This window comes from Mesorhizobium sp. M1322 (genome assembly GCF_040318085.1).
Lineage (GTDB): Bacteria > Pseudomonadota > Alphaproteobacteria > Rhizobiales > Rhizobiaceae > Mesorhizobium.
Genome location: NZ_JAMYLP010000097.1, coordinates 1 through 20,574 on the forward strand (window position 1 = coordinate 1; position 20,574 = coordinate 20,574).

22 protein-coding genes and 2 pseudogenes are annotated in these 20,574 nt (G+C 62.3%); 9 read left to right on the forward strand and 15 right to left on the reverse strand.

Going from position 1 to position 20,574, the window contains the following annotated elements:
- Nucleotides 1-35: 35 nt before the first annotated feature.
- The gene (gene queG, locus NKH12_RS25595; RefSeq protein WP_352955696.1) at nucleotides 36-1,073 is read right to left on the reverse strand and encodes a tRNA epoxyqueuosine(34) reductase QueG; all 1,038 of its coding nucleotides are present in this window, start codon (nucleotides 1,071-1,073) and stop codon (nucleotides 36-38) included.
- Complete coding sequence (locus NKH12_RS25600; protein WP_352955698.1) at nucleotides 1,054-1,746, reverse strand: glutathione S-transferase family protein; 693 nt, start codon at nucleotides 1,744-1,746, stop codon at nucleotides 1,054-1,056. The genes queG and NKH12_RS25600 overlap by 20 nt, the downstream gene beginning before the upstream one ends.
- A 163-nt stretch (nucleotides 1,747-1,909) precedes the next feature.
- On the opposite strand from NKH12_RS25600, the gene NKH12_RS25605 reads away from it, so the two are divergent.
- Complete coding sequence (locus tag NKH12_RS25605; RefSeq protein WP_352955699.1) at nucleotides 1,910-2,716, forward strand: undecaprenyl-diphosphate phosphatase; 807 nt, start codon at nucleotides 1,910-1,912, stop codon at nucleotides 2,714-2,716.
- 242 nt (nucleotides 2,717-2,958) lie between these two features.
- Nucleotides 2,959-3,285 (forward strand): hypothetical protein, encoded by a 327-nt coding sequence (locus NKH12_RS25610; protein WP_352955700.1) that lies wholly within the window; start codon nucleotides 2,959-2,961, stop codon nucleotides 3,283-3,285.
- Nucleotides 3,286-3,302: 17 nt separating this feature from the next.
- Here the strand turns inward: NKH12_RS25610 and NKH12_RS25615 are convergent, their stop codons facing one another.
- The 3 genes from NKH12_RS25615 to rsmI all read right to left on the reverse strand — a co-directional run bounded on the left by NKH12_RS25615 (nucleotide 3,303) and on the right by rsmI (nucleotide 6,937).
- Nucleotides 3,303-5,336 (reverse strand): winged helix-turn-helix domain-containing protein, encoded by a 2,034-nt coding sequence (locus tag NKH12_RS25615; RefSeq protein ID WP_352955701.1) that lies wholly within the window; start codon nucleotides 5,334-5,336, stop codon nucleotides 3,303-3,305.
- Between the two features lie 301 nt (nucleotides 5,337-5,637).
- Entirely contained in the window at nucleotides 5,638-6,015 is a 378-nt protein-coding gene (locus tag NKH12_RS25620; RefSeq protein ID WP_352955702.1) for a YraN family protein, read from the reverse strand.
- On the reverse strand, nucleotides 6,008-6,937 hold the full coding sequence (gene rsmI, locus NKH12_RS25625) for a 16S rRNA (cytidine(1402)-2'-O)-methyltransferase (protein WP_352955703.1): 930 nt from the start codon (nucleotides 6,935-6,937) through the stop codon (nucleotides 6,008-6,010). The genes NKH12_RS25620 and rsmI overlap by 8 nt, the downstream gene beginning before the upstream one ends.
- Nucleotides 6,938-7,103: 166 nt before the next feature.
- Here rsmI and NKH12_RS25630 point away from each other — a divergent pair, with 166 nt between their 5' ends.
- Nucleotides 7,104-7,301 (forward strand): hypothetical protein, encoded by a 198-nt coding sequence (locus NKH12_RS25630; RefSeq protein ID WP_352955704.1) that lies wholly within the window; start codon nucleotides 7,104-7,106, stop codon nucleotides 7,299-7,301.
- 267 nt (nucleotides 7,302-7,568) lie between these two features.
- Here NKH12_RS25630 and NKH12_RS25635 read toward each other — a convergent pair whose 3' ends face one another.
- The 4 genes and pseudogenes from NKH12_RS25635 to tnpA form a co-directional block, all read right to left on the reverse strand.
- Complete coding sequence (locus NKH12_RS25635) at nucleotides 7,569-7,892, reverse strand: low molecular weight protein tyrosine phosphatase family protein (protein WP_352955705.1); 324 nt, start codon at nucleotides 7,890-7,892, stop codon at nucleotides 7,569-7,571.
- Nucleotides 7,893-8,089: 197 nt separating this feature from the next.
- Nucleotides 8,090-9,619: pseudogene (gene tnpC, locus NKH12_RS25640) on the reverse strand (IS66 family transposase).
- Between the two features lie 48 nt (nucleotides 9,620-9,667).
- Nucleotides 9,668-10,024: an IS66 family insertion sequence element accessory protein TnpB gene (gene tnpB, locus NKH12_RS25645; RefSeq protein WP_352955706.1), complete on the reverse strand. Its 357-nt coding sequence runs from the start codon at nucleotides 10,022-10,024 to the stop codon at nucleotides 9,668-9,670.
- Nucleotides 10,021-10,467: an IS66-like element accessory protein TnpA gene (gene tnpA / locus NKH12_RS25650; protein ID WP_352955707.1), complete on the reverse strand. Its 447-nt coding sequence runs from the start codon at nucleotides 10,465-10,467 to the stop codon at nucleotides 10,021-10,023. Before tnpA ends, tnpB begins: the two co-directional genes overlap by 4 nt.
- Before the next feature lie 74 nt (nucleotides 10,468-10,541).
- Between tnpA and NKH12_RS25655 the strand changes: the two are divergent.
- Nucleotides 10,542-10,720 (forward strand): annotated as a pseudogene (locus NKH12_RS25655) (transposase); the annotation flags it as partial.
- Nucleotides 10,721-10,850: 130 nt separating this feature from the next.
- On the opposite strand, the gene NKH12_RS25660 reads toward NKH12_RS25655, so the two are convergent.
- A complete protein-coding gene (locus NKH12_RS25660; RefSeq protein WP_352955708.1) occupies nucleotides 10,851-11,642 on the reverse strand; it encodes a hypothetical protein in 792 nt (263 codons plus the stop codon).
- 2 nt (nucleotides 11,643-11,644) lie between these two features.
- The gene (locus NKH12_RS25665; protein WP_352955709.1) at nucleotides 11,645-12,052 is read right to left on the reverse strand and encodes a hypothetical protein; all 408 of its coding nucleotides are present in this window, start codon (nucleotides 12,050-12,052) and stop codon (nucleotides 11,645-11,647) included.
- Between the two features lie 585 nt (nucleotides 12,053-12,637).
- Here NKH12_RS25665 and NKH12_RS25670 point away from each other — a divergent pair.
- The gene (locus NKH12_RS25670; protein ID WP_352955710.1) at nucleotides 12,638-13,543 is read left to right on the forward strand and encodes an FHA domain-containing protein; all 906 of its coding nucleotides are present in this window, start codon (nucleotides 12,638-12,640) and stop codon (nucleotides 13,541-13,543) included.
- A 238-nt stretch (nucleotides 13,544-13,781) separates the two neighbouring features.
- Here NKH12_RS25670 and hemW read toward each other — a convergent pair whose 3' ends face one another.
- From hemW to rph, 4 genes are read right to left on the reverse strand one after another with little or no spacing between them, the layout of a single operon-like run.
- A complete protein-coding gene (gene hemW, locus NKH12_RS25675) occupies nucleotides 13,782-14,945 on the reverse strand; it encodes a radical SAM family heme chaperone HemW (RefSeq protein WP_352955711.1) in 1,164 nt (387 codons plus the stop codon).
- On the reverse strand, nucleotides 14,942-15,604 hold the full coding sequence (rdgB, locus tag NKH12_RS25680) for an RdgB/HAM1 family non-canonical purine NTP pyrophosphatase (protein ID WP_352955712.1): 663 nt from the start codon (nucleotides 15,602-15,604) through the stop codon (nucleotides 14,942-14,944). Before rdgB ends, hemW begins: the two co-directional genes overlap by 4 nt.
- A complete protein-coding gene (locus tag NKH12_RS25685) occupies nucleotides 15,604-16,014 on the reverse strand; it encodes a VOC family protein (RefSeq protein WP_352955713.1) in 411 nt (136 codons plus the stop codon). Before NKH12_RS25685 ends, rdgB begins: the two co-directional genes overlap by 1 nt.
- A 14-nt stretch (nucleotides 16,015-16,028) precedes the next feature.
- Complete coding sequence (gene rph, locus NKH12_RS25690) at nucleotides 16,029-16,745, reverse strand: ribonuclease PH (RefSeq protein WP_352955714.1); 717 nt, start codon at nucleotides 16,743-16,745, stop codon at nucleotides 16,029-16,031.
- Between the two features lie 136 nt (nucleotides 16,746-16,881).
- Here rph and hrcA point away from each other — a divergent pair, with 136 nt between their 5' ends.
- The 4 genes from hrcA to cysK all read left to right on the forward strand — a co-directional run bounded on the left by hrcA (nucleotide 16,882) and on the right by cysK (nucleotide 20,269).
- A complete protein-coding gene (hrcA, locus tag NKH12_RS25695; RefSeq protein WP_502910847.1) occupies nucleotides 16,882-17,997 on the forward strand; it encodes a heat-inducible transcriptional repressor HrcA in 1,116 nt (371 codons plus the stop codon).
- Between the two features lie 81 nt (nucleotides 17,998-18,078).
- Nucleotides 18,079-18,276, forward strand: coding sequence for a hypothetical protein (locus NKH12_RS25700; protein ID WP_029347942.1), 198 nt, complete (start codon nucleotides 18,079-18,081; stop codon nucleotides 18,274-18,276).
- A 206-nt stretch (nucleotides 18,277-18,482) separates the two neighbouring features.
- Entirely contained in the window at nucleotides 18,483-19,100 is a 618-nt protein-coding gene (locus NKH12_RS25705) for a LysE family translocator (RefSeq protein ID WP_352955715.1), read from the forward strand.
- A gap of 188 nt (nucleotides 19,101-19,288) precedes the next feature.
- A complete protein-coding gene (gene cysK, locus NKH12_RS25710) occupies nucleotides 19,289-20,269 on the forward strand; it encodes a cysteine synthase A (protein ID WP_352955716.1) in 981 nt (326 codons plus the stop codon).
- Nucleotides 20,270-20,574: the final 305 nt, after the last annotated feature.

A 20,574-nucleotide genomic window follows, 5' to 3' on the forward strand; every position in this document is an offset into this window, starting at 1 on the left:
GCCCGTTGGCAAATCTCCGACGCTGACACAAGATGTCACAGCGCCTTACACGACGCGCCGCTCACCCGCGGGGCTGCGTCGCCGAGCAGCGCGCGTACGGCGTTGCCGAGCGAGGGTTCGCCGGAATTGCCGGCGGCGATCAGCACATTGCGGACAAAGCGGTCGCGACCGATGCGCTTGATCGGCGAACCGCTAAAGAACAACCGGAAGGCAGCGTCGTCGAGCTCCAAGAGATCGGCGAGCGGCGGTTCGCGCAAGTCCGCGCGGGCGACGAGCTTTGCCTCGGATGCCGCCTGAGCAAACTTGTTCCACGGGCAGGCGGCCAGGCAGTCGTCGCAGCCATAGATGCGGTTGCCGATGTTTTCCCGGAACTCATGCGGGATCGGGCCCTTGTTCTCGATGGTGAGATAGGAGATGCAGCGTCGCGCATCGAGCCGGTAGGGAGCCGGAAAGGCGTCGGTCGGGCAGACGTCGAGACAGGCGCGGCAGGAGCCGCAATGGTCGTCCTCGGGCGTATCGGGCGCAAGCTCGGCCGTCGTGAAGATGGTGCCGAGGAACAGCCAGGAGCCGTGCTCGCGGCTGACCAGATTGGTGTGCTTGCCTTGCCAGCCGAGGCCGGCGGCTTCTGCCAGCGGCTTTTCCATCACCGGGGCGGTGTCGACGAATACCTTTACGTCGCCGCCGGCGCGCGCCACGATCTTGCCGGCGATCTCTTTCAGCCGGCCTTTCATCAGGTCGTGGTAATCGCGGTTCTGCGCATAGACCGAGATTGCGCCGCGGTCGCGCTTCGCCAGCACCGCGCGCGGGTCGGGGTCGGGCCCGTAGTTCATGGCCAGCACGACGATCGAGCGAACCTCGGGCCAAAGTGCCGTCGGCTCGCCGCGGCGCTCGATCGTCTCGGCGATCCAGCCCATCGAGCCGTGGAGGCCGTCGGCGACGAATTCGGCCAGCCGCGCGGGCGCATGCGGGATGGCATTTGGCGTGGTGACGGCAACGGCATCGAAACCGGCGCGCCGTGCCTCGCGGTCGATCAGCGCGCGCAGGGTTTCGGTCTTAGAAATCGAGGTCCGCATAATGTGACACCGGCGATAGGCCGCGCACCCGGTCGGACAAAAGCGGCCGGAACGATGGCCGTGATTTCACCCGTGCGTACCATTCGCGCGCAGCAGCATGTTCGCGCCAGTCGATCTCCCCGAGGTAGTCGAGCACCGACAGCGCAGCCGCAGCCGCGAGATCGGCATAGGTGACCTTGTTGCCGGCCAGCCAATGGCGTGTGCCGGCCAGCCAGTTGGTGTATTTCATGTGCTGGCGGATATTGGCGCGCGCGGCGCGGATCGCCGCCGAATCGGGCGAACCGCCACCCGCCGTTTCCGGCATGACCGGCTTCAGCACGCGCTCGCGCACCAGGTGCCGGGTCACCTCGCCATCGGCCTTGTTGAGGTACCAGTCGGTCAGCCGGCGGATTTCGGCGCGCTCCATCGGGTCTTCGGCGAACAGCCGCTTGTCGCGCTTCAAGACGCCGCGCGTCTCGTCGAGATATTCGCCGATGACCATGGCGCCAACAATCGGCACGTCGCCCTCGGCAAGCAGAATCGGCAGCGTGCCGGCCGGGTTCAGCGCCAGGAATTCCTTGCGCCGCATCCACGGCTTTTCCTCGATCAGCGCCAGCTCCTCGCCATACTCGCCGAAAGCGAGGCGAACGAAGCGGCAGGTGGCGAACATCGGGTGGTGGAAAAGCGTCAGCATGGTCCCGCGATAATAGAGCGCACTGGCAAATCGCCGGCTGCGCCGGTAAGTCTTGGCCGCCCCGATTCAGGTGGCCGTCAGGGTGCTGCGACCTATAGGAGGAGTTCCGCGCCATGACAAGCAAGCCGTTCTTCAAAGCCCTCACTCGAACGTCGAGGTTTACATGGAAAGCCAGACCATCGTCGAAGCGCTGCTGCTCGGCATGATCGAGGGCATGACCGAGTTCATTCCGGTCTCGTCAACCGGCCATATTCTGCTTGCCGGCCATTTTCTCGGCTTCCATTCGACCGGCAAGGCCTTCGAGATCCTGATCCAGCTCGGCGCCATACTGGCGATCCTCAGCGTCTATTTCCATCGTCTATGGCAGATGCTGGTCGATCTGCCGCGTGATCGGGTGACGCGGCATTTCGTCGTCGGCATCCTCGTCGCCTTCCTGCCGGCGGCCGTCATCGGCGCACTGGGGCATGGCTTCATCAAGACGGTGCTGTTTGAATCGCCGAGGCTGATCTGCGTCATGCTGATCATCGGCGGCGTCGTCCTGCTGTGGGTAGATCGCTTCAAGCCGAAGCCGCTCTACCATGACGTCGAGCGGTTTCCGCTCAGGCTCTATCTGCAGATCGGACTGTTCCAGTGCCTTTCGCTGATCCCCGGCACGTCGCGCTCCGGCTCGACGATCGTCGGCGCGCTGCTTCTGGGTGTCGACAAACGGGCGGCTGCGGAATTCTCCTTCTTTCTCGCCATGCCGACGATGGTCGGCGCCTTCGCCTTCGACCTCTTCAAGAACCGCAATGTGCTGACCAGTGCCGATCTGCCCATCATCGCCGCCGGTTTCATCGCCGCCTTCGTCGCGGCGCTTATCGTCGTGCGCTTCCTGCTCAACTACGTCTCGCGCCACGGCTATTCGCTGTTCGGCTGGTGGCGGCTGGTCATCGGCACCGTCGGCCTGGCGGGGCTGTTCGTTTGGGGGTGAGGCGGCACAGTTAATTTCGCCCAGGGCTCTGTTCGTTTGGCCTAGCAATGCCGGCTAATGCTGGGGAGGCGACCAGCGTAGACTTGCCCTCCAACCCAAGTGCATTCCGTAGCCGAAATCGACTGCGTTCACCACTCTGCAGAACTTTTTCACGCCGATTTCATGACTTCGAACGACCCCTCGCGTTCTCTCTCGCACGCCGTCCCCACACGCTTCGGACGTCGAACTGAGGAGATATAGGGATGATCAATCGCGTCTTGGGAATTCTTGTGATCGGCGCGGCGACCACCGCGTCCGCTGGGGACAGTCTGAACCGTCACATTCTTGAACGAGCAGCAAGCTGCTGGCCTACGCAGACGGCGATGCGAGGGATCAGCTTCAGCGCAGATGTCCACGTCAGCTTCACGCGCGAAGGGCACGTCAGTGCCATCGAAATCGTCGACGTTGCGCCACAGACCGAGACGTTCAGGGCCTTAGCCAAGGATTTCGCGGACGCATTGAAGCGCTGTGGCCCGTACGGAACCGAAGGCGTGAGCGAAATGAACCTCAATCTCTCATGGCCGCTGTAGGCGCAGCGAAGTTGCTGCTACTTCGTCACCGAGAATTCGTAACGCTTGAAGCGAGACAGAAGTATGTATTCGTTCGTGGCTTCAGATGTGCCGCTCAGGTTGCGGAACACAGCGCCACAGCCCGTCAGCTTACGCGGATATGCGCTGCACAGGCTGTCGCCCTGCACCCACATCCGACCGGTCACGACCTCCTCACCAACTGTTCTGGTCACGCTGCCGTCTGCCTCAATCACAGCATGGTAGGCTGAGACATTGGGCGGAATCTGGCGTCCCGTCAGCTCGTGTCCGATTATGAGATTGCCAATGTCGACGCCGTTCATCCGTTCAGCGGATTCCGGTTCCATTCCGGCGGGAAGCTCGGAAACCCCCGCCTTCCTCAAGCCATCGAGCAGGCGAGCGATGTCCTCCGGTCGCTTGTAGACGAAGAACTGCTGCGCGATCAGCAGGTTCGGCTGACCCTCTTGCCTTTCCGACAGCACGCTTCGGAGCTGCTTCATGGCCGAGGCCGCTTCCGGCAGGCGATCGAGATGCGCAAGCGCCGCGACAAGAACATGCAGGGCGTAGAACTTCGTCCACGGATTGGGCGCCCGGACATCAACCTGCTCAAGCTGCGCGACCGCCTCCTCGTAGCGTCCTTGGCCGAACGCCGCCAGGCCAGCCTGGTAGTGTCGCCACTCCGTCCATCCGGGGTCGACGCGTAAGGCCGCATCGAGAAAGGTTCGCCCCTCGGCCGGCCTGCCGTTGAAGTTGAGGGCCTGGCTCAGCCCTTCGTAGGTCCAGGAATCGCTCGGGTCGAGCGCTATCGCTTTTTGCAGGGCAGGCACCGCCTCGTCGGACCTATGCTCCCGGACCAGAAGTTCGGAAATCAGCTGATAGTAACCGGGAGACGGATTTCCGGCAGCGATGGCCAGACTGCCGTAGAGCTCGTCGTCGATTGCGTCCCAACTGAGTCCGAGAGCCTGTCTCCTCGCGTCGTCGGCATCCCAGTGAAGCCATGCCAATTCCGCCGCCGCCGCGCCGAAATCGGCGTCCAACACCAAGGCCTGGCGAAGGTAACCCGATGCTTCCACCGTGCCCGACAGTGTTTCCGTGCGTCGCGCCTCGATAGCGCGTCGAAACGCCTGGTAAGCTTCCGGATCGTCAGTGTCACCGGACACGGCGAGGTTTGCTTTTCCCGGAACGAGCTTCAGCTGTAGCGCGGCGACAATTTCACCGATCACCTGATCCTGGAGCTTGAACACGTCGGTGAACGGACCTTCGAACCGCTCGGCCCAGATCTGCCCAACCGTCGAGGCATCGACCAAATGCGCATTGATGCGCACCTCATCGCCGAGCCGTCGAACGGAGCCCTCCAGCAGATAGCGGACGCCGAGCTCTTTCGCGATCTTCGCCGGCGGCAGGCCGCTGTTGCGATATGCACGCGCGGCATTGCGCGAGACGACGAACAGGCCGGGAACCCGCGCCAGCTCTGTCGTCAGATCGTCCGCGAACCCGTTGGCAAGATAGGCCTGCTCCTCGGCTTCGCTGAGATTTGCGAACGGCAGAACCGCGATCGAGAGGGAGGTCGGCACTTGCGTATCAAGTGCGGGCCTCCAGAAGAACGCCGCGACTGCGGCAACGATCGCCAGGACAGCGGTTACAAATATCAGGCCGCGCCTGCCTTTAATCTCGCGCGGGTCAGGAGAGGCAGTGCCGTAAATCTGCGGGTAGCGATCGTGAGGTATGCCGGACGCTTCGGTTTCGGGTACAAAGCGATATCCCCGTCGCGCGACTGTCTTGAGCAGGCTCTGCTTCTCGTCGCCGATGGCCTTCCTGATTTCGCTGATGCACTGGGAAAGGCTGTTTTCCGTCACCGCGATGCCGGGCCAGACGGTGTCCAGGAGCTCCTCCTTGGTCACAACACGGTTGGCGTTGGCGACCAGATGCTTCAGCACCGCGAGCGACTGGGGCCTCAGCGGGACATCTTCACCATGCTCGCCGTGCAGGAGACCGGTGTCGAAGTCGAACTCGACACCGTTTAGAACAAGGCTCGGCTGATTGACCAGGGTCAAAGCTGCTCTCGATCATCGTGCTGATCGTTCGGGCGGCCTGTTGCTCGGCAGGCCGCCTTGAACTTGAGAATCGGCGCCTGCCGCCGAAAGTCAACTGGAGTTTGAAAGTCGGCATTGTCTCCCGGGACGAAAGCTTCGCGCTGCGATCGCAAAAGTCCGGAAATGGCGCGACCGAGCCGGCCGCCGCATCGGCTCGGATTATGCCGCGATAGAGCGTTCCACGTGGAATAGTTCAGTGCGCTGCGATCCGGATCCCATATAGGATTGCCGCACATGAAGCGCCGACCAATAAGGCCAGGCCCTAGTTCCGCCCGTAAAAAACATTCTCGACATGCACCGGCCAGCGCCACGGCAGCACCGCGACCATGTCGAAGCGCACCGACAATCTTCCATAATCGGATTGGCGCGACAGCCAGAGATCGGCGGCGCTTTCGATGCGGCGCTCCGATTCGTAAGCGATAGCCTCCATGGCTTCCATCAGTGTGCGGCGCGCCTTCACCTCGACGATCAGCACCAGGTCGCCGCGCCGCGCGATCAGGTCGATCTCGCCGAACCGCGTGCGGTGGCGGCGCGCCAGGATCCGATAGCCTTTCACCATCAACGCCGCCGCCGCCAGCCACTCGCTGCGGTGGCCGCGCCGATAGGCCCGTTGGCGGTTGGCGACCGGGCGTTCAGCCATCGTCGTCTTTCCCGGTGTCCCGGTTCTTCCCAATATCCTTGAGTTCGAGCAGCCGCCGATAAAGCACCTGTTTCTGCCCGCCGGTCATCTTGGCGGCTTCCGCCGCCGCCTTGGAGGCCGGCATCTCGTCGGCAAGCGAAAGCAGCAGCCGGTCGATGTCTTCAGGCTCATCAGCGGTCGCTTCCGACGGGCCGACGCAGATGACGATCTCGCCCTTCGGCGTGTCGGCCGCCCCATAGTGTTCGGCGAGCGACTGCAAGGTGCCGGTCCGCATTTCCTCGAAAGTCTTGGTCAGTTCGCGGCCGATCGCCGCCCTGCGGGGACCGCCCAGTACTTCGACCATGGCACTGAGCGTCTCGGCCAGCCGGCGCGGCGATTCGAAGAAGATCAGCGTCGCCGGCACGGTTTTCAGCGCTTCCAGCCGCGTCTGCCGTTGTCCGGTCTTCACCGGCAGGAAACCGGCAAACAGAAACGCGTCGGATGGCAGGCCTGACGCCGTCAGAGCCGCAAGTGCGGCAGACGGGCCGGGGATCGGCACGACGCGTATGCCCTGGTCGAGCGCTTCGCCGACAAGCCGGTAGCCGGGATCGGAGATCAGCGGCGTGCCGGCGTCCGAAATCAGCGCCACGCTCTGCCCGGCTTCGAGTGCTGCAATCAACTTAGGCCCGGCCTCCCCGGCATTATGCTCATGATAGGCCGTGGTGCGGCGGCGGACGCCATAGCGGTCGAGCAGCACGCGGCTGACACGCGTGTCCTCGCAGGCGACGATATCGGCGGCGGCGAGCGTCTCAAGCGCGCGTAATGTGATATCGGCGAGATTGCCGATCGGCGTCGCCACCAGGTAGAGCGCCGGCTCGAGCGGCCGGGCCGATATCTCGGTCTGGCCGATCACGTAGCTGCGTTTTGCCAACTCGCCGGTCACCGGTGTCCCCCGTCAGGCTCTGACACTAAATGCATTCGGCCCTGTTTGGCACGGCTCACGCCTGGTTGCAAAACCGGTGCCGAAGTCAAGCGGTCGCCATGCCTTCGCCACAGTACGGAACGAAACCGTGCCCGGCGGATTTACCCCTGATCTCGGGAGGAGCAGGATGGACAGCCTCAAGATACAGGACGTTTTCGAACCCTACTATGCAGGGCGCAAGCGCTTTGCCGCGCGAAAGGACAAGAGCCAGCCCGCCAAAGCCGGCGCGGGCCCGGCCAAAGAACCGCGAAAGCGTCGTCCTTCAAAGGCAACCAACCTGGAAATCGAGCCCTCGACCGGCACCGACAGCACGATGGAGCACTGACCAGACGATGCCCAATCGCTTCGACATTTTCATCACCCGCCTTGAAACGAAAAGCTCCCGCAATGGAGCGCCCTCAAATCCGATAAGCGATCGACATCGCGCCCGCCCGGACAAGGGCGACGCCAAGCCGGCTCGCGACGGTGAGGCGGATGCCGAAAAAGACCACGCCAAGCGCCGCCACAAGCACGACGCTTGACTACCGCAACCTTCGCGATTGGCCGAGACACTTCTCTCTAGAGCGCGGGGGGAAACGCTCGGCCACATCATTTAACCCAGATACTTCGAGACGCGCGCTTCCAGCAGACGCACCAGACCCGGGTCCATGAACTCATAGTCGTCCGGAATATCGAGGCAGATCACGCGAGCCTTCTTCAGGCTGGCCTTGAATTTCTTCTGCAGTTTGGCGCGGTGCGCCTTTTCCATCACGAAGATGATGTCGGCCCAAGAGACGAGGTCGTGCGTCAACGGGGTGTCGGCATCGTGGTTGGTGCCGGCCGATGCGACTTCGATATCCCTGCGACCAGAAAACACCTGTTCCGCGGTCGGACTGCGCAAGCGGTTCTGGCTGCAGACGAAGAGGACGTTTTTCACCAGCTTGTTCTTGCACTCGCTCTGAGGTTCATTCCTACATACGATATAAACTGCGTATCACGTCGAACTCGCTCAGGCTCGGTCTCTTAATTTTTGATATGACTTTCTGATTTTTGAGAATCGAAGGGGGCGATGCAAAAGATCGGCACGTTCACCCTGGAGATTGTCAAGCGGAAGGACAAAGGTATGCGCTGTTCTCAGGCCACGGCCTTGAGCGGCATGGGTCTGTAGGCCCAAGGCAGCAGATCGTCGATCTGGCTTTGTGGATGGCCGGCGACGATCCGGGCGATCACGTCAACGAGGTAGGTGTTAGGCTCGACGCCGTTGAGCTTGCATGTCTCAATCAGCGACGCGATCGTTGCCCAATGCTCGCCGCCGCCGTCAGAGCCGGCGAAGAGCGCGTTCTTGCGGTTCAAGGCGATGGGTCGGATGGCGCGCTCGACGACGTTGGAGTCGATCTCGATGCGACCATCGTCGAGGAAGCGGCTGAGACCGGCCCAACGCGAGAGCGCGTAACGGATAGCCTCGGCCAGCTTGGTCTTCTGGCTGATGAGGGTGAGTTGCTCCCTAAGCCACGGCTCAAGGGCATTGATGACGGGACGGCTTCTCTCCTGCCGGACGGCGCGGCGTTCATCGGCGGAGCGACCGCGGATCTCGCTCTCAACATGGTAGAGTTGGGCGATGCGGGCGAGCGCCTCCGTCGCGATCGGCGCGGGGCCGGACTGCGCGAGCTCATAGAAGCGGCGACGCACATGCGACCAGCAAAAGGCTAGCCTCACGGCGTTGCGTTCGGCCAGCGCTTTATAGCCCGCGTATCCGTCGACTTGCAGGGTGCCGACAAAGCCCTGAAGATGCCGGATCGGTTGCTCGGCCTTGCGGTCCGGTGCGTAGAGATAGGCGACGCCTGGCGGATCGATCCCGCCCCACGGGCGGTCGTCACGGGCTTAGGCGAACAACTGTCCCGTCTTGGTCCGCCCCCGGCCCGGATCGAGTACGGGCGCGGTGGTCTCGTCGGCGAAGAGTCTGTCCGATGCCTTCAACCGCTCGAACAGCCGCTCATGCACCGGCTTCAGGAGGAAGGCAGCCTTGCCGACCCAGTCGGCGAGCGTCGAACGGTCGAGGTTAACGCCCTGGCGGGCGTAGATCTGGGCCTGACGATACAGAGGCAGATGGTCGGCATACTTCGACACCAGCACATGAGCCACCGTGGCCTCTGTGGGAATGCCGCCCTCGACGAGGCGGGCTGGAGCCGGCGCCTGGATCACTACCTCTTCGCAGGCGCGACAGGCATACTTCGGTCGACGGGTGACGATCACCCGGAACTGGGCGGGGATCATGTCGAGACGTTCGGAGAGGTCCTCGCCCATTACATGCAACTGGCCTCGGCAACACGGGCAGATCTTGTCGGCGATATCGATCACCTGCTCGACGCGCGGCAGATGGGCGGGTAACGAGCCGCGGTTGGCGCGGTGCTTGCGAGCCCGGGCATCCCGCTTTGCAGGGTCTGCGGCATCCGCGCTGGCGAAGCCCTCTGCCTCTACTTGCTCGGCTTCCTCCAGCCCCAGAAGCAATTGGTCCTCCGGCAGGCTTTCCGCCCTCCGCCCGAAGCGATGGCGCTGCAACTCCTTGATGATCTGGCGGAGCCTCTCATTCTCCGCACGCGCGGCCAAAAGCATCGCCTGAAGCGCGTGAGGATTGTCGGGAAGGGCAGAGGCCGCGTCGGTCACGAAGCGGATTCAAGCATGGATTCCAGTGATTTGGCAATGATGTGATGGTCAGCTCGCCGCAATAGGAACACGCGTCTCGCGCGTCTCGTGCACCCGCCGCCAGTCAAGGCCTTCCAGCAGTGCCTGCAACTGTGCCGCCGTCAGTCGCACGACGCCGTCGGTAACGCCCGGCCAGCAGAACTTGCCATCCTCCAGCCGCTTGGCGAACAGGCAAACGCCCGTGCCGTCGAAGTAGACGAGCTTGATCCGATCGGCCCGCTTGGCCCGGAACACGTAAACTGCGCCCGAGAACGGATCCGCGCCCATCGCGTCGCGCACGAGCGCCGCCAGCCCCTCCGCTCCCTTGCGGAAGTCGACCGGCTTCGTCGCCACCATGACCTTGACCGCTCCCGTTGGCCCGATCACGACGTTGCCCTCAGCGCACGGATCCCCGCTGCAACCGTCTTCGAATCCGCCCCACGACCCACCCTCATTGCGATGCCGTCGATCTCGAGCTCGATCACACCAGCGTCTCGAGCCCGCTCCCGCTTTCTAGGCTGTGGCCGATGCTTCGCCGCAGGCTTCGGAGGCGCTGCCGTCACCACCGCCGGCACGAACATGGATTCCGATATCGCCGCCTCCCGCATCGGCCGGCGAGCAGCCCGACGCCAGGTGAACAATTGCTGCGGTGAAAGGCCATACCGGCGCGCCACTGCACAAACCGTCTCGCCCGCCCCGTAGCTCTCCGCCACTATCCGGGCCTTCTCCTCCGGCGGCCACTCACGCCGACGACCTGAACCCGTGAAGATCTCCAGCCGACGGACCGGCTCCTCGTCCCTCGACTTAAGCGTAAACTCTGAAATCGTCATATGTCGAAGCCCTCAAAGGCCTCCAACATCGTCTCTTACATCTACGCGCGAAAGGTGCCACCGGAACAGCGCATACGGACAAAGCCAAAGGCTTCGAGGTTCTGCCGCGCCGCTGGGTCGTGGAGCGCACATTCGCATGGCTCAGCCGATGCCGCAGGCTGGCCAGGACTGGGAGAGATCCATCGCTTCCGCAGAAGCCTGGATATACGTCGCCCACATTCGCCTGCTCACACGCGGGCTCGCAAGAGCTTGATGTCAAAGCATTCTTTTTGGTTGAGGCTCTTAGGCTGTTCGGCTATTTGGCTCGGAGATGTCAGGCGTCTTGTGGATAACCAGTAGCTTGTAAGGCACGCCTTTCCTTCGAAGCCCAGCCGCTCGTAGCGCTATCGGCCGACTTCAGAAAACTTCTGGTTTATGATCTGGAATGGCGGATTCAGAACGGCAAAACAAGGATCGCTCGGCTCTAGCACCCGCTGGACTCTTGGGTTCGAGACGCGAACGCGAAAATTGCGCCGTCCTTCTGAACCGCGGATCCGGATATCTGAGTACTCTCCAGTTGCGGCAGCAAATACGCTCCGCACAATCCGGAACACGATGGGATTTTGCCCTCCCGGGAAGAAATCTTGGCTGACCGTTCGGCGAGTATTGATGATCTCCTCGAGGAATTGGCTAGCATCCAGCATTCGAAACAGATCCTGCTGTCTCAGATCGGCCGCGATCGCTTGAGAGGTACCTCCCGGCAGCAACTGGAAGACTGAGAACAGCATGTCCATCTGGCTAAAAGTACGCGCCGGCGGTTCCCGCTCGTCAGCAGGACGGGGAACCGCGGGTGTATGAAGAAAACGGCCATCGGTCTCGATATCGAGCGAGAAACGATACCGTTCTTCGGGGAACAGTACGTCAGTGGGGTTCAGAACATACTCAAACCGAAACTGTCCTCCAACAACGGAACGGAAGTTGGTAAATGGGTTGCTGACGCCCCATGCCTGGCCGCGAACCCGCCCCGTCGTCGCAGTCGCCATATATGCGTTGATGGAATTGTCGTTCAGCCAATCGTCCCATCCGGGAATTCTGTCGGTTAGCTGATATTCGCTCACTTCATTCGCGTCGGAAGCCAGGAAATCAGGTTGGTAAGGTGCGTGGGCGACCAAACACGCCAGCACTTTGAAGCTCATGGCTACTCCTCCTCGTCCGAAGTCGGCTCCGGATCGGCGTCAGGAAAGGGATCGGTTCTTTCGCCCCGGACTTTCGCGAGACCTTGCTTCTCCGTATCGACACCCTGCTTTTCGAGGATCTGCGATTGCAGCCGGCGAACCTCCTCTTGTTGGGCCTTCGTCAGTTTGACGACATTAGAGTAACCATGCGGCGGAAACGGCCGCTCCGTAGCTAAGTACCTATCAAGGAGTGATTTCACCTTTTTCAGGTTTGTGGGGCGCACTGCACCGAATGTGTCTTCGACCGCTTTTGGATTGGTGACCAGAAACTCACGCTCCTCCGCAGTTAGAGTTGCGAGGGCGTTCTTAATTTCCTGGAGTTTCACTGCGAGTGTGGAGGGCATTTTCGGCCCACTGCCATTGCTCTGCATGTGGCGTTCCCCTGACGTGACGGAACATACCACGTTCCGGCCAGTAGACAAATTAGCCTGAAGCGCTTCGAGCTCCGTATGGTTATCGAAATGCCTACAAACCAGAACTCTCGCTCCGTGCTGGATTGACAAAAGGCACGGACTTTTAGGTATGTGGCGCGCTTGGGGCCGCAATTGTTCGCTTCGACACCGAGGTAGCTTGTGCCATGAAAGCACCGATGCCGGCCTATAGCCAGGAAGCAGCAGCGCCGGGTGTGCGTCGTCTACAGCTCATGGTTAAGCGGCTTGCCTAAGCGCCATCCCGTCAAGGGCTGAAGAGGCCAACGGATCGAGTCGCGAACCGCCGGTCCGGCCGGACTGTCGAAAACGAGATTGAATCGAAGGCATCGCTACCGCGGTCGTGAATATCGCACGTGCCGCCGATCAGCGTGCCGTTGCCAGCGCCGCTTGAAAGGCTCGGCGCTCCCCATGGAACTCGGGCCGCAGTTCCGCTCGCTAAGCCTTTTTATGATGGGCCAGCCTCTGTTCGTAACGCTCCGTGTTATGTTGGACCTGCGTGTGCGCTTGGGCGTACGGGAGAGGATTATGTCGGCAACTTTAACCGCACTGAGCAACAGAGAGGCCTATAGGCTGGGAGATTTCAACCTGATTGGTCGTGGCGACCATGCCACCATATGCTTGGCAGACGGGGAAGTTTCGCGCCAGCATGCAACGATCCGGCGCGACGGCGCGAACTACTGGGTTGTTGATGTCGGCAGTGCCAATGGCAGTTATGTGAATGACGTGGCGCTCACAACCGCGCGTGTGCTGCACACCGGCGATCGCGTCCAGTTCGGCAGATCGATTTTTCTTTTCGAACAGGGCACGACTGCCCCCGATCTAGATTCGCAAGCGGCGAATACAAAAACTCAATGGGGCAACCCGGCAGCGCCTAAGAGCCGGCCGGCCACCCTGTTCGTTGCTGATTTGAAGGAGTTTACCGGAATTAGCGCAAGGCTATCCCCGGAACAGGTGGCGGCCCTGTTGGCCGAGTGGTATATGGACTGCAATGCGATTTTGAAGCACTACGGTGCCTCGATCGACAAATTCATCGGTGATTGTGTATTTGCTTATTGGCACGGGACCGGAGCGGATGTCTGTGTCTCTGCGGTTCAGGCTGCCCAGGCGCTCCGCGCTGCGGAAGACGCGGCTACGTCGCCAACCCGAGTACTGGTCAGGGAACAACAAGACATCGTACTCGACTGCCGCATTGGCCTTCATGTGGGTGAAGTTGCTATCGGCGCTATGGGCAAAGGCATCAACACCGCGCTGGGCGATGCCGTGAATCTGGCCTTTCGTATTGAGGGATTGACGCGAAAACTGGACAAGCCGCTGTTGGTCAGCGCCCAATTCGTCGAGCACTGGCCTGAAGGTAGACAATATTTCAAGTCCTGCGGCTATCACGAGGTCAAAGGGCGCGCCGAGATGATCGAGGTATTCAGCCTAGAATAGGCGCGCCAGCAGTAGGATTTTCGAACGCAGCTCACACGCCTAACATTCCCTTGTTGACACCAATGCTTTTCCTGCCCAGGCTTTGCTAGGGCAGAAAGGCAGCCATGGGGCTCAGAAATCTTCAGACATTTCTATTTTTTCTGCTTCTGATGGTGCTGGGCTTTCAGCGCCGGGGGGCGCGGTCCCTCCGGCGGCGAAGGTTCGCTCCTGCCGCCCAGAATGACCAAGGCATGGTGCTTTACCGCGCCAGATCCGCCACCACCGCGTCGAGCACGATCATGCCGGCCGGCGTGGCGCGCAGGCGGGCATTGCCGATCGGCGCCACCAGCCCCTCGCCCTGCAGCACCGACAGCCGTGCGGTCGAGAGGCCGCGTCCGGAAAACGCTTCGTAGCGGGAGAGGTCGATGCCCTCGGCCAGCCTCAGGCCCATCAGCAGAAACTCGTCGGCCTCTTCCGAGCGCGTCAGGGTCTCGCCGCCGGTGATGCCATGGCCCTTGGCCTCGACCAGATTGGCCCAGGTTTCCGGCATCCTTTCGGCGATCGTCACCACGCGGCGACCGTTTTCGACGAAGCGGCCATGCGCGCCGGGACCGACGCCGACATATTCGCCATAGCGCCAATAGGTGAGATTGTGCCGGCTCTCCGCACCTGATCTGGCGTGGTTGGAAATCTCGTAGGCCGGCAGCCCATGAGCGGCGGTGATCTCCTGCGTCAGCGCATAGAGATCGGCGGCATGGTCATTGTCGGGAATGGCGAACTTCTTGGCCGCATGCAGCGCGTGGAACGGCGTGCCTTCCTCGATGGTCAGCTGGTAGAGCGACAGATGGTCGGCGGCGTGGCCGATAGCCTGCTCGAGTTCCGCCTGCCACGCTTCAGCTGTCTGGCCGGGCCGTGCGTAGATCAGGTCGAAGGACAGCCGCGGAAAGATCTCACGTGCCAGGCCGATCGCATGCAGCGCTTCCTCGACATTGTGCAGCCGGCCGAGGAAGCGCAGATCCTTATCGTTCAGCGCCTGCACGCCAAGCGACACGCGGTTGACGCCCGCCGCCCGGTAGCCGCGAAAGCGCTCGGCCTCGACCGAGGAGGGGTTGGCTTCCAGCGTCACCTCGATGCCGGCAGGCACCGCCCAGTTCTTCGCCACCGCGTCCAGCACCGTCGCCACGGTTTCCGGCTTCATCAGCGACGGTGTGCCGCCGCCGAGAAAAATGCTGGTCACCTCGCGTGGTCCGGTGCGGTTGCGCATCGTCGCAAGCTCGGTCTCGAAGGCGCGCGCAAAGCGCTCCTGGTCGACCTGCTGGTGGCGGACATGGCTGTTGAAGTCGCAATAGGGGCACTTGGCCGCGCAGAACGGCCAGTGAATGTAGACGCCGAAGCCGGGGCTGCGGTCGAGCAGCATGGTCATTTCACGGCCGATCGTGCCAAATCCAGTCTGGCCTGCGCGAATTTCTGGAAGGCACGGGCGCGGTGCGACAATGCCGTCGGCTGGCCGGGCTTCCAGCCATGTTTTTCCTCTGCGGTCATCTCGCCGAAGGTCTTTTCGAAACCGTCCGGCACGAACACCGGGTCGTAGCCAAAGCCGAGTTCGCCGCGCGGCGGCCATACCAGCGTGCCCTCGACCTCGCCTCGGAAATATTCGGCCGCGCCGTCGGGAAAGGCCAGGCAGATGACGGCGACGAAGCGGCCCTTGCGCTGCGCGGGCGCGACCGCGCCGACTTCCTGCAACGCCACTTCTGCTCTCTGCATCGCCATGCCGAAGTCGCGGGACCCGTCCGGCGCCTCGGCCCAGTTGGCGGTGTAGACGCCGGGCGCTCCGCCCAGCGCATCGACACACAGGCCGGAATCGTCCGACAATGCCGGCAGGCCTGTTGCCTTGGCGGCGGCAAAAGCCTTGATATAGGCGTTCTCCTCGAAGGTGGTGCCGGTTTCGTCCGGTTCCGGCAGGCCGTATTCCGTGGCCGACTTCGCTTCTATGCCGAATGGGGCCATCAGATCGGCAAATTCCCGCAGTTTGCCGGCGTTGTGGCTTGCAACGACAATTCTATGCCCATCAAGCGAATGCATCAGATGCCCCAGATTCTTGGCTCGGCGAATTCGATCGAATTGCCGGAAGAGTCGCGAATATAGATCGAGCGGCCGCCTTGCGGCCATTCGAACTCGCTTTCGATGGCAATCTTCTTCGCTTCCAGATGCGCTTTCCAGCGCAGGATCTCGTCCGCGCTTGCCGCAAAGCAGAGATGGCCGTCGCCGACAGTGCCGTGCGGCGGCACTTTCAGCTTGGCATCGGGCGCCGGCGGCACCTTGGTGGCCTCGGCGTTGAAGATGAGCAGCACGCCGTCCCCGCAACGGAAGAAAAGATGCCTGCCGTCGACCTTGCCCAGCAGATCGAGCCCAAGCACGCCGGAATAGAACTTTTCCGCGGCATCGAGGTCGGTCACGTAGAGGGCTGATTCGAGGATGGCAGAGGGTGTCATGACAGAACCGAAGGCTAAGCTACAGCCATCTGCTGCAGGCTGACCAGTCGCTGAATGCCCTTCTTGGCCAATTCCATCAACGCCGTGAACTGCTCCTCCGAGAAAGGCTCGCCCTCGGCCGTGCCTTGGATCTCGACGATGCCGCCCTTGCCGGTCATGACGAAGTTGGCGTCGGTGCCGGCCGAGGAGTCTTCGAGATAGTCGAGGTCGATGACCGGCTGACCGTCATGGATGCCGCAGGAAATCGCCGCGACATGATCCTTCAGCACCTTGCCGACGCTGGCCATCTGCCGGGCTTCCATCCAGCGCAGGCAGTCATGGAGCGCCACCCATCCGCCGGTGATCGAGGCGGTGCGCGTGCCACCATCGGCCTGGATCACGTCGCAATCGACGGTGATCTGCTGCTCGCCCAGCGCCTGCAAATCGACCACGGCGCGCAGCGAACGGCCGATCAGCCGCTGGATTTCCAGCGTGCGGCCGCCTTGCTTGCCGGCCGAAGCCTCACGGCGCATGCGCTCGCCGGTCGAGCGCGGCAGCATGCCGTATTCCGCCGTCACCCAGCCCTTTCCGGAATTGCGCATCCACCCCGGCACTTTTTCCTCGAGGCTGGCTGTGCACAGCACATGCGTGTCGCCAAACTTCACCAGGCATGAACCTTCCGCGTGCTTAGAGACGCCGCGCTCGAAGGAGATGGCGCGCATTTCGTCGAATTGGCGTTTAGAAGGGCGCATTCAGGCTTTTTTCCTATCTTTTTTCGGAATCGTGGCCGGCTTGTAGCCGCATGGGGCGCAGGGCGCAAAGGAAAATGGCCGGTTGCGCGGGTGTGGCCGAAGTCTATATCTTTGGGCCGGAGGTATTTGGCTCGAAATGACCAAGGCAGTCGATCCCAGTTCCCAGTCGGCGGCAGTGCTTCAGTCGCCCGCGCTTCAATCGCCCGCACTCCAGTCGCTCGACATGCGTTCGCGCGATATCTTTCGGCGCATCGTCGATTCCTATCTGAAGGACGGCGAGCCGGTCGGCTCGCGCAGCCTGTCGCGTATCCTGCCGTCTTCGCTGTCGCCAGCCACCATCCGCAACGTGATGAGCGATCTCGAGCATCTCGGCCTGATCTATGCGCCGCATATCTCGGCCGGCCGATTGCCGACCCAGGCCGGCCTGCGCTTCTTCGTCGATGCCTTCATGGAGCTTGGCGACCTCTCCGACGAGGAGCGTCGCACCATCGAGGCGCAGGTGCGCGCCTCCGGCTCGGGCGCGACGCTGGAGCACATGCTCACCGAGGCCAGCCAGATGCTGTCCGGCATGTCGCGCGGCGCCGGCCTCGTGCTTGCCGCCAAGAACGAGGTGGCGCTCAAGCACATCGAGTTCATCCAGCTCGAGCCGAATAAGGCGCTGGCCGTGCTGGTCTCGCAGAACGGCGACGTCGAAAACCGCGTCGTCGATCTGACCGCCGGTATCACCGTCTCGCAACTGCACGAAGCCTCGAATTTCCTCAATGCCCATATCCGCGGCCGTACGCTGGCCGAGGCGCGGGTCGAGATCGCCCGTATCAAGGAAGAGACCAAGGCCGCCCTCGACACGCTGTCGCAGGATCTGGTCGAGAAGGGCCTTGCGGTTTGGGCCGGCGCCGAAAGCGGCCTGCCGGCGCGTCTCATCGTGCGCGGCCGCGCCAACCTGCTGGAAAATGTCACCGCCCAGGCCGACATCGAGCTGCTGCGGCATTTGTTCGAGGATCTGGAGACGCAGGACGGGCTGATCCAGCTTCTCGACCTTGCCGAGGAGGGGTCCGGCGTGCGCATCTTCATCGGCTCGGAAAACAAGCTGTTTTCGCTGTCGGGTTCGTCGCTGGTCGTGGCGCCTTATCGCGACAAGGACGCCCGCGTCATCGGCGCGCTCGGCGTCATCGGCCCGACCCGGCTAAACTATGCACGCATCGTGCCGATGGTCGACTATACCGCGCAGCTTATTTCCCGCATGCTGCGGTAATGCATGTCGCCCAAAAACCAAAGCGCGTCGCACGAATCCCTTCAAACGCGACACGCTTCAGGGGACCTCAAGGAGAAAAAAATGGCGCTGGAATCATTCAAAGCCCAGATCAGCCTTCTGCTCGAGCAGATGATCAACCAGCCCGAGGATCAGCATGAAGTACAGGAGCAGCTACGCGAAAAGCTGAGGGAAATGCGCGCCATGGGCCTGCCACTGCCGGCCGATCTCGTCGCGCTGGAAAAGCGCCTCGACGACGATTTTTACGCGGCCGGAAACTGAGCCTGCAAGATAATACGGTCGATTTGCTTCAACTCTCCGTGTGCTGAACCACTCAAAGCGGAACTTGATCGGCGCGTTTGCCCGGCAGTCCGCTGGTGCAATCGAATTCGTCCTCAGGGAATTCATGCCTGCCTGCCTTTGTGCGACAAGGCTCAGTCTTAAAAGGTCGACTCCGTTTTTCGGAGTCATGCGCTAAGGCCGAAACCATGACCCTCACCGGATTCCTCGCTTATAGCGCGGCCCTAGGCATCGCCGCCGCCATTCCTGGCCCAGGGCTGACCGCGCTTATTGCGCGTGCGCTCGGGTCCGGCTTTCGCTCGGCGCTCGCCATGTCCTTCGGGCTGATGCTCGGCGATCTTACCTATCTCACCGCCGTGGTGCTCGGCCTCGCTCTCGTCGCGCAGACCTTCGGCATGGCCTTCCTGGCGATCAAATGGCTGGGCGTCGCCTATCTCGCTTTCCTTGGCTGGCGCTTCTGGACGAGCGGCATCACGCCCGAAACGGTGGAGGCGAAGAAGGGCAGGGGCGGGTGGGTGTCCAGCTTTATTGCCGGCCTCGCCGTCACGCTCGGCAATCCGAAGACCATGATCTTCTATCTCGCCATCACGCCGACCATCGTCGATCTGAACACCATTACGCTCGCCGACTACGGCATCCTCGTCGCGCTCACGCTCGTCGTGCTGCTGGTGGTGCTGGTGCCCTATCTGGCGCTGGCAGCCAAGGCGCGCGGTCTTCTGAAGTCGCCGCGAGCGCTGAGGGCGCTGAACCGCACCGCCGCCGCTTTCATGGTCGGAGCAGCCGCCGCGATCGCCGCCCGGCAATAGGCCAGTTTTGGCCACGCCTGAAATGCTTTTCCGGGGCGAGGGTGTTTTCAGAATGCGATCCACTCGGATATTTTCAAACGGCAGACTATCTTGCGCGGCCGAAGGCTCTATCCTGCCTGGGTCGAGACTTCGTTGCCTCACTCTTGCCCGTCTGACTCTTGCCCGCCTAACTCTTGGGAGCGAAACCAATGAACAAGCCCGCCACCACCGTGCATGTGCCCGGCCGCGGCCGCATCTACAATTCGATCACCGAGACGATCGGCGACACACCGCTGGTGCGGCTCGACAAGTTCGCAAATGAAAAGGGTGTCGTTGCCAATCTGCTGGCCAAGCTCGAATTCTTCAACCCGATCGGCTCGGTCAAGGATCGCATCGGCGTCTCGATGATCGAGGCGCTGGAGGCATCGGGCAGGATTGCGCCCGGCAGGACCACGCTGATCGAGCCGACCTCGGGCAATACCGGCATCGCGCTTGCCTTTGCCGCCGCCGCCAAGGGCTATAAACTGATCCTGACCATGCCGGAAACCATGTCGGTCGAACGCCGCAAGATGCTGGCGCTGCTCGGCGCCGAACTGGTGCTGACCGAAGGGCCGAAAGGCATGAAGGGCGCCATCGCCAAGGCCGATGAGCTGGCCGCGACGCTGCCCGACGCCATTATTCCGCAACAGTTCGAGAATCCGGCCAATCCGGAAATCCACCGCCGCACCACGGCCGAGGAAATCTGGAACGACACCCATGGCGAGGTCGACATCTTCGTCGCCGGCATTGGTACCGGCGGCACCATCACCGGCGTCGGCCAGGTGCTGAAGCAGCGCAAGCCCTCCGTGCATGTCGTCGCCGTCGAGCCGGAAGCCTCGCCGGTGCTGTCGGGCGGCCAGCCCGGCCCGCACAAGATCCAGGGCATCGGCGCCGGCTTCGCACCAAAGATCCTCGACACGACGATCTATGACGAGATCGTCAAGGTCTCCAACGAGGATTCGGTCGCCAATGCGCGGCTCGTCGCTCGCCTTGAAGGCGTGCCGGTCGGTATCTCCTCGGGCGCTGCCCTGCAGGCGGCGATCGTCGTCGGCTCGCGGCCGGAGAACAAGGGCAAGAACCTGGTGGTCGTCATCCCGTCCTTCGCCGAACGCTATCTGTCGACGATCCTGTTCGAAGGGCTGGGGGCTTAGAGCATATTGGTGTTTGTGCCGGCCTGCGGTTGCGGTTTCCTGCGCTTCCGTATCGCCCGCTAATCGTCGAAGCCGGCGCCGCCCCTCACCTGCCTGCCGGCATCCTCTCCCCGTAAACGGGGCGAGGGGCGCTCTCATTGACGGCTTCGCCAATCGCCAGCGTTGCAGAAAAAAGTGCCGACACTGCGACCAGCCTCTTTCTCCCCGTTTACGGCAGGGCTGTCCGGGGAAAGTTATTCATATATGAAGGCCATCTGATTGGGAGAGGCTCGGTCTTTTGGTCGGCTTGGATTGACCGGTGGCGG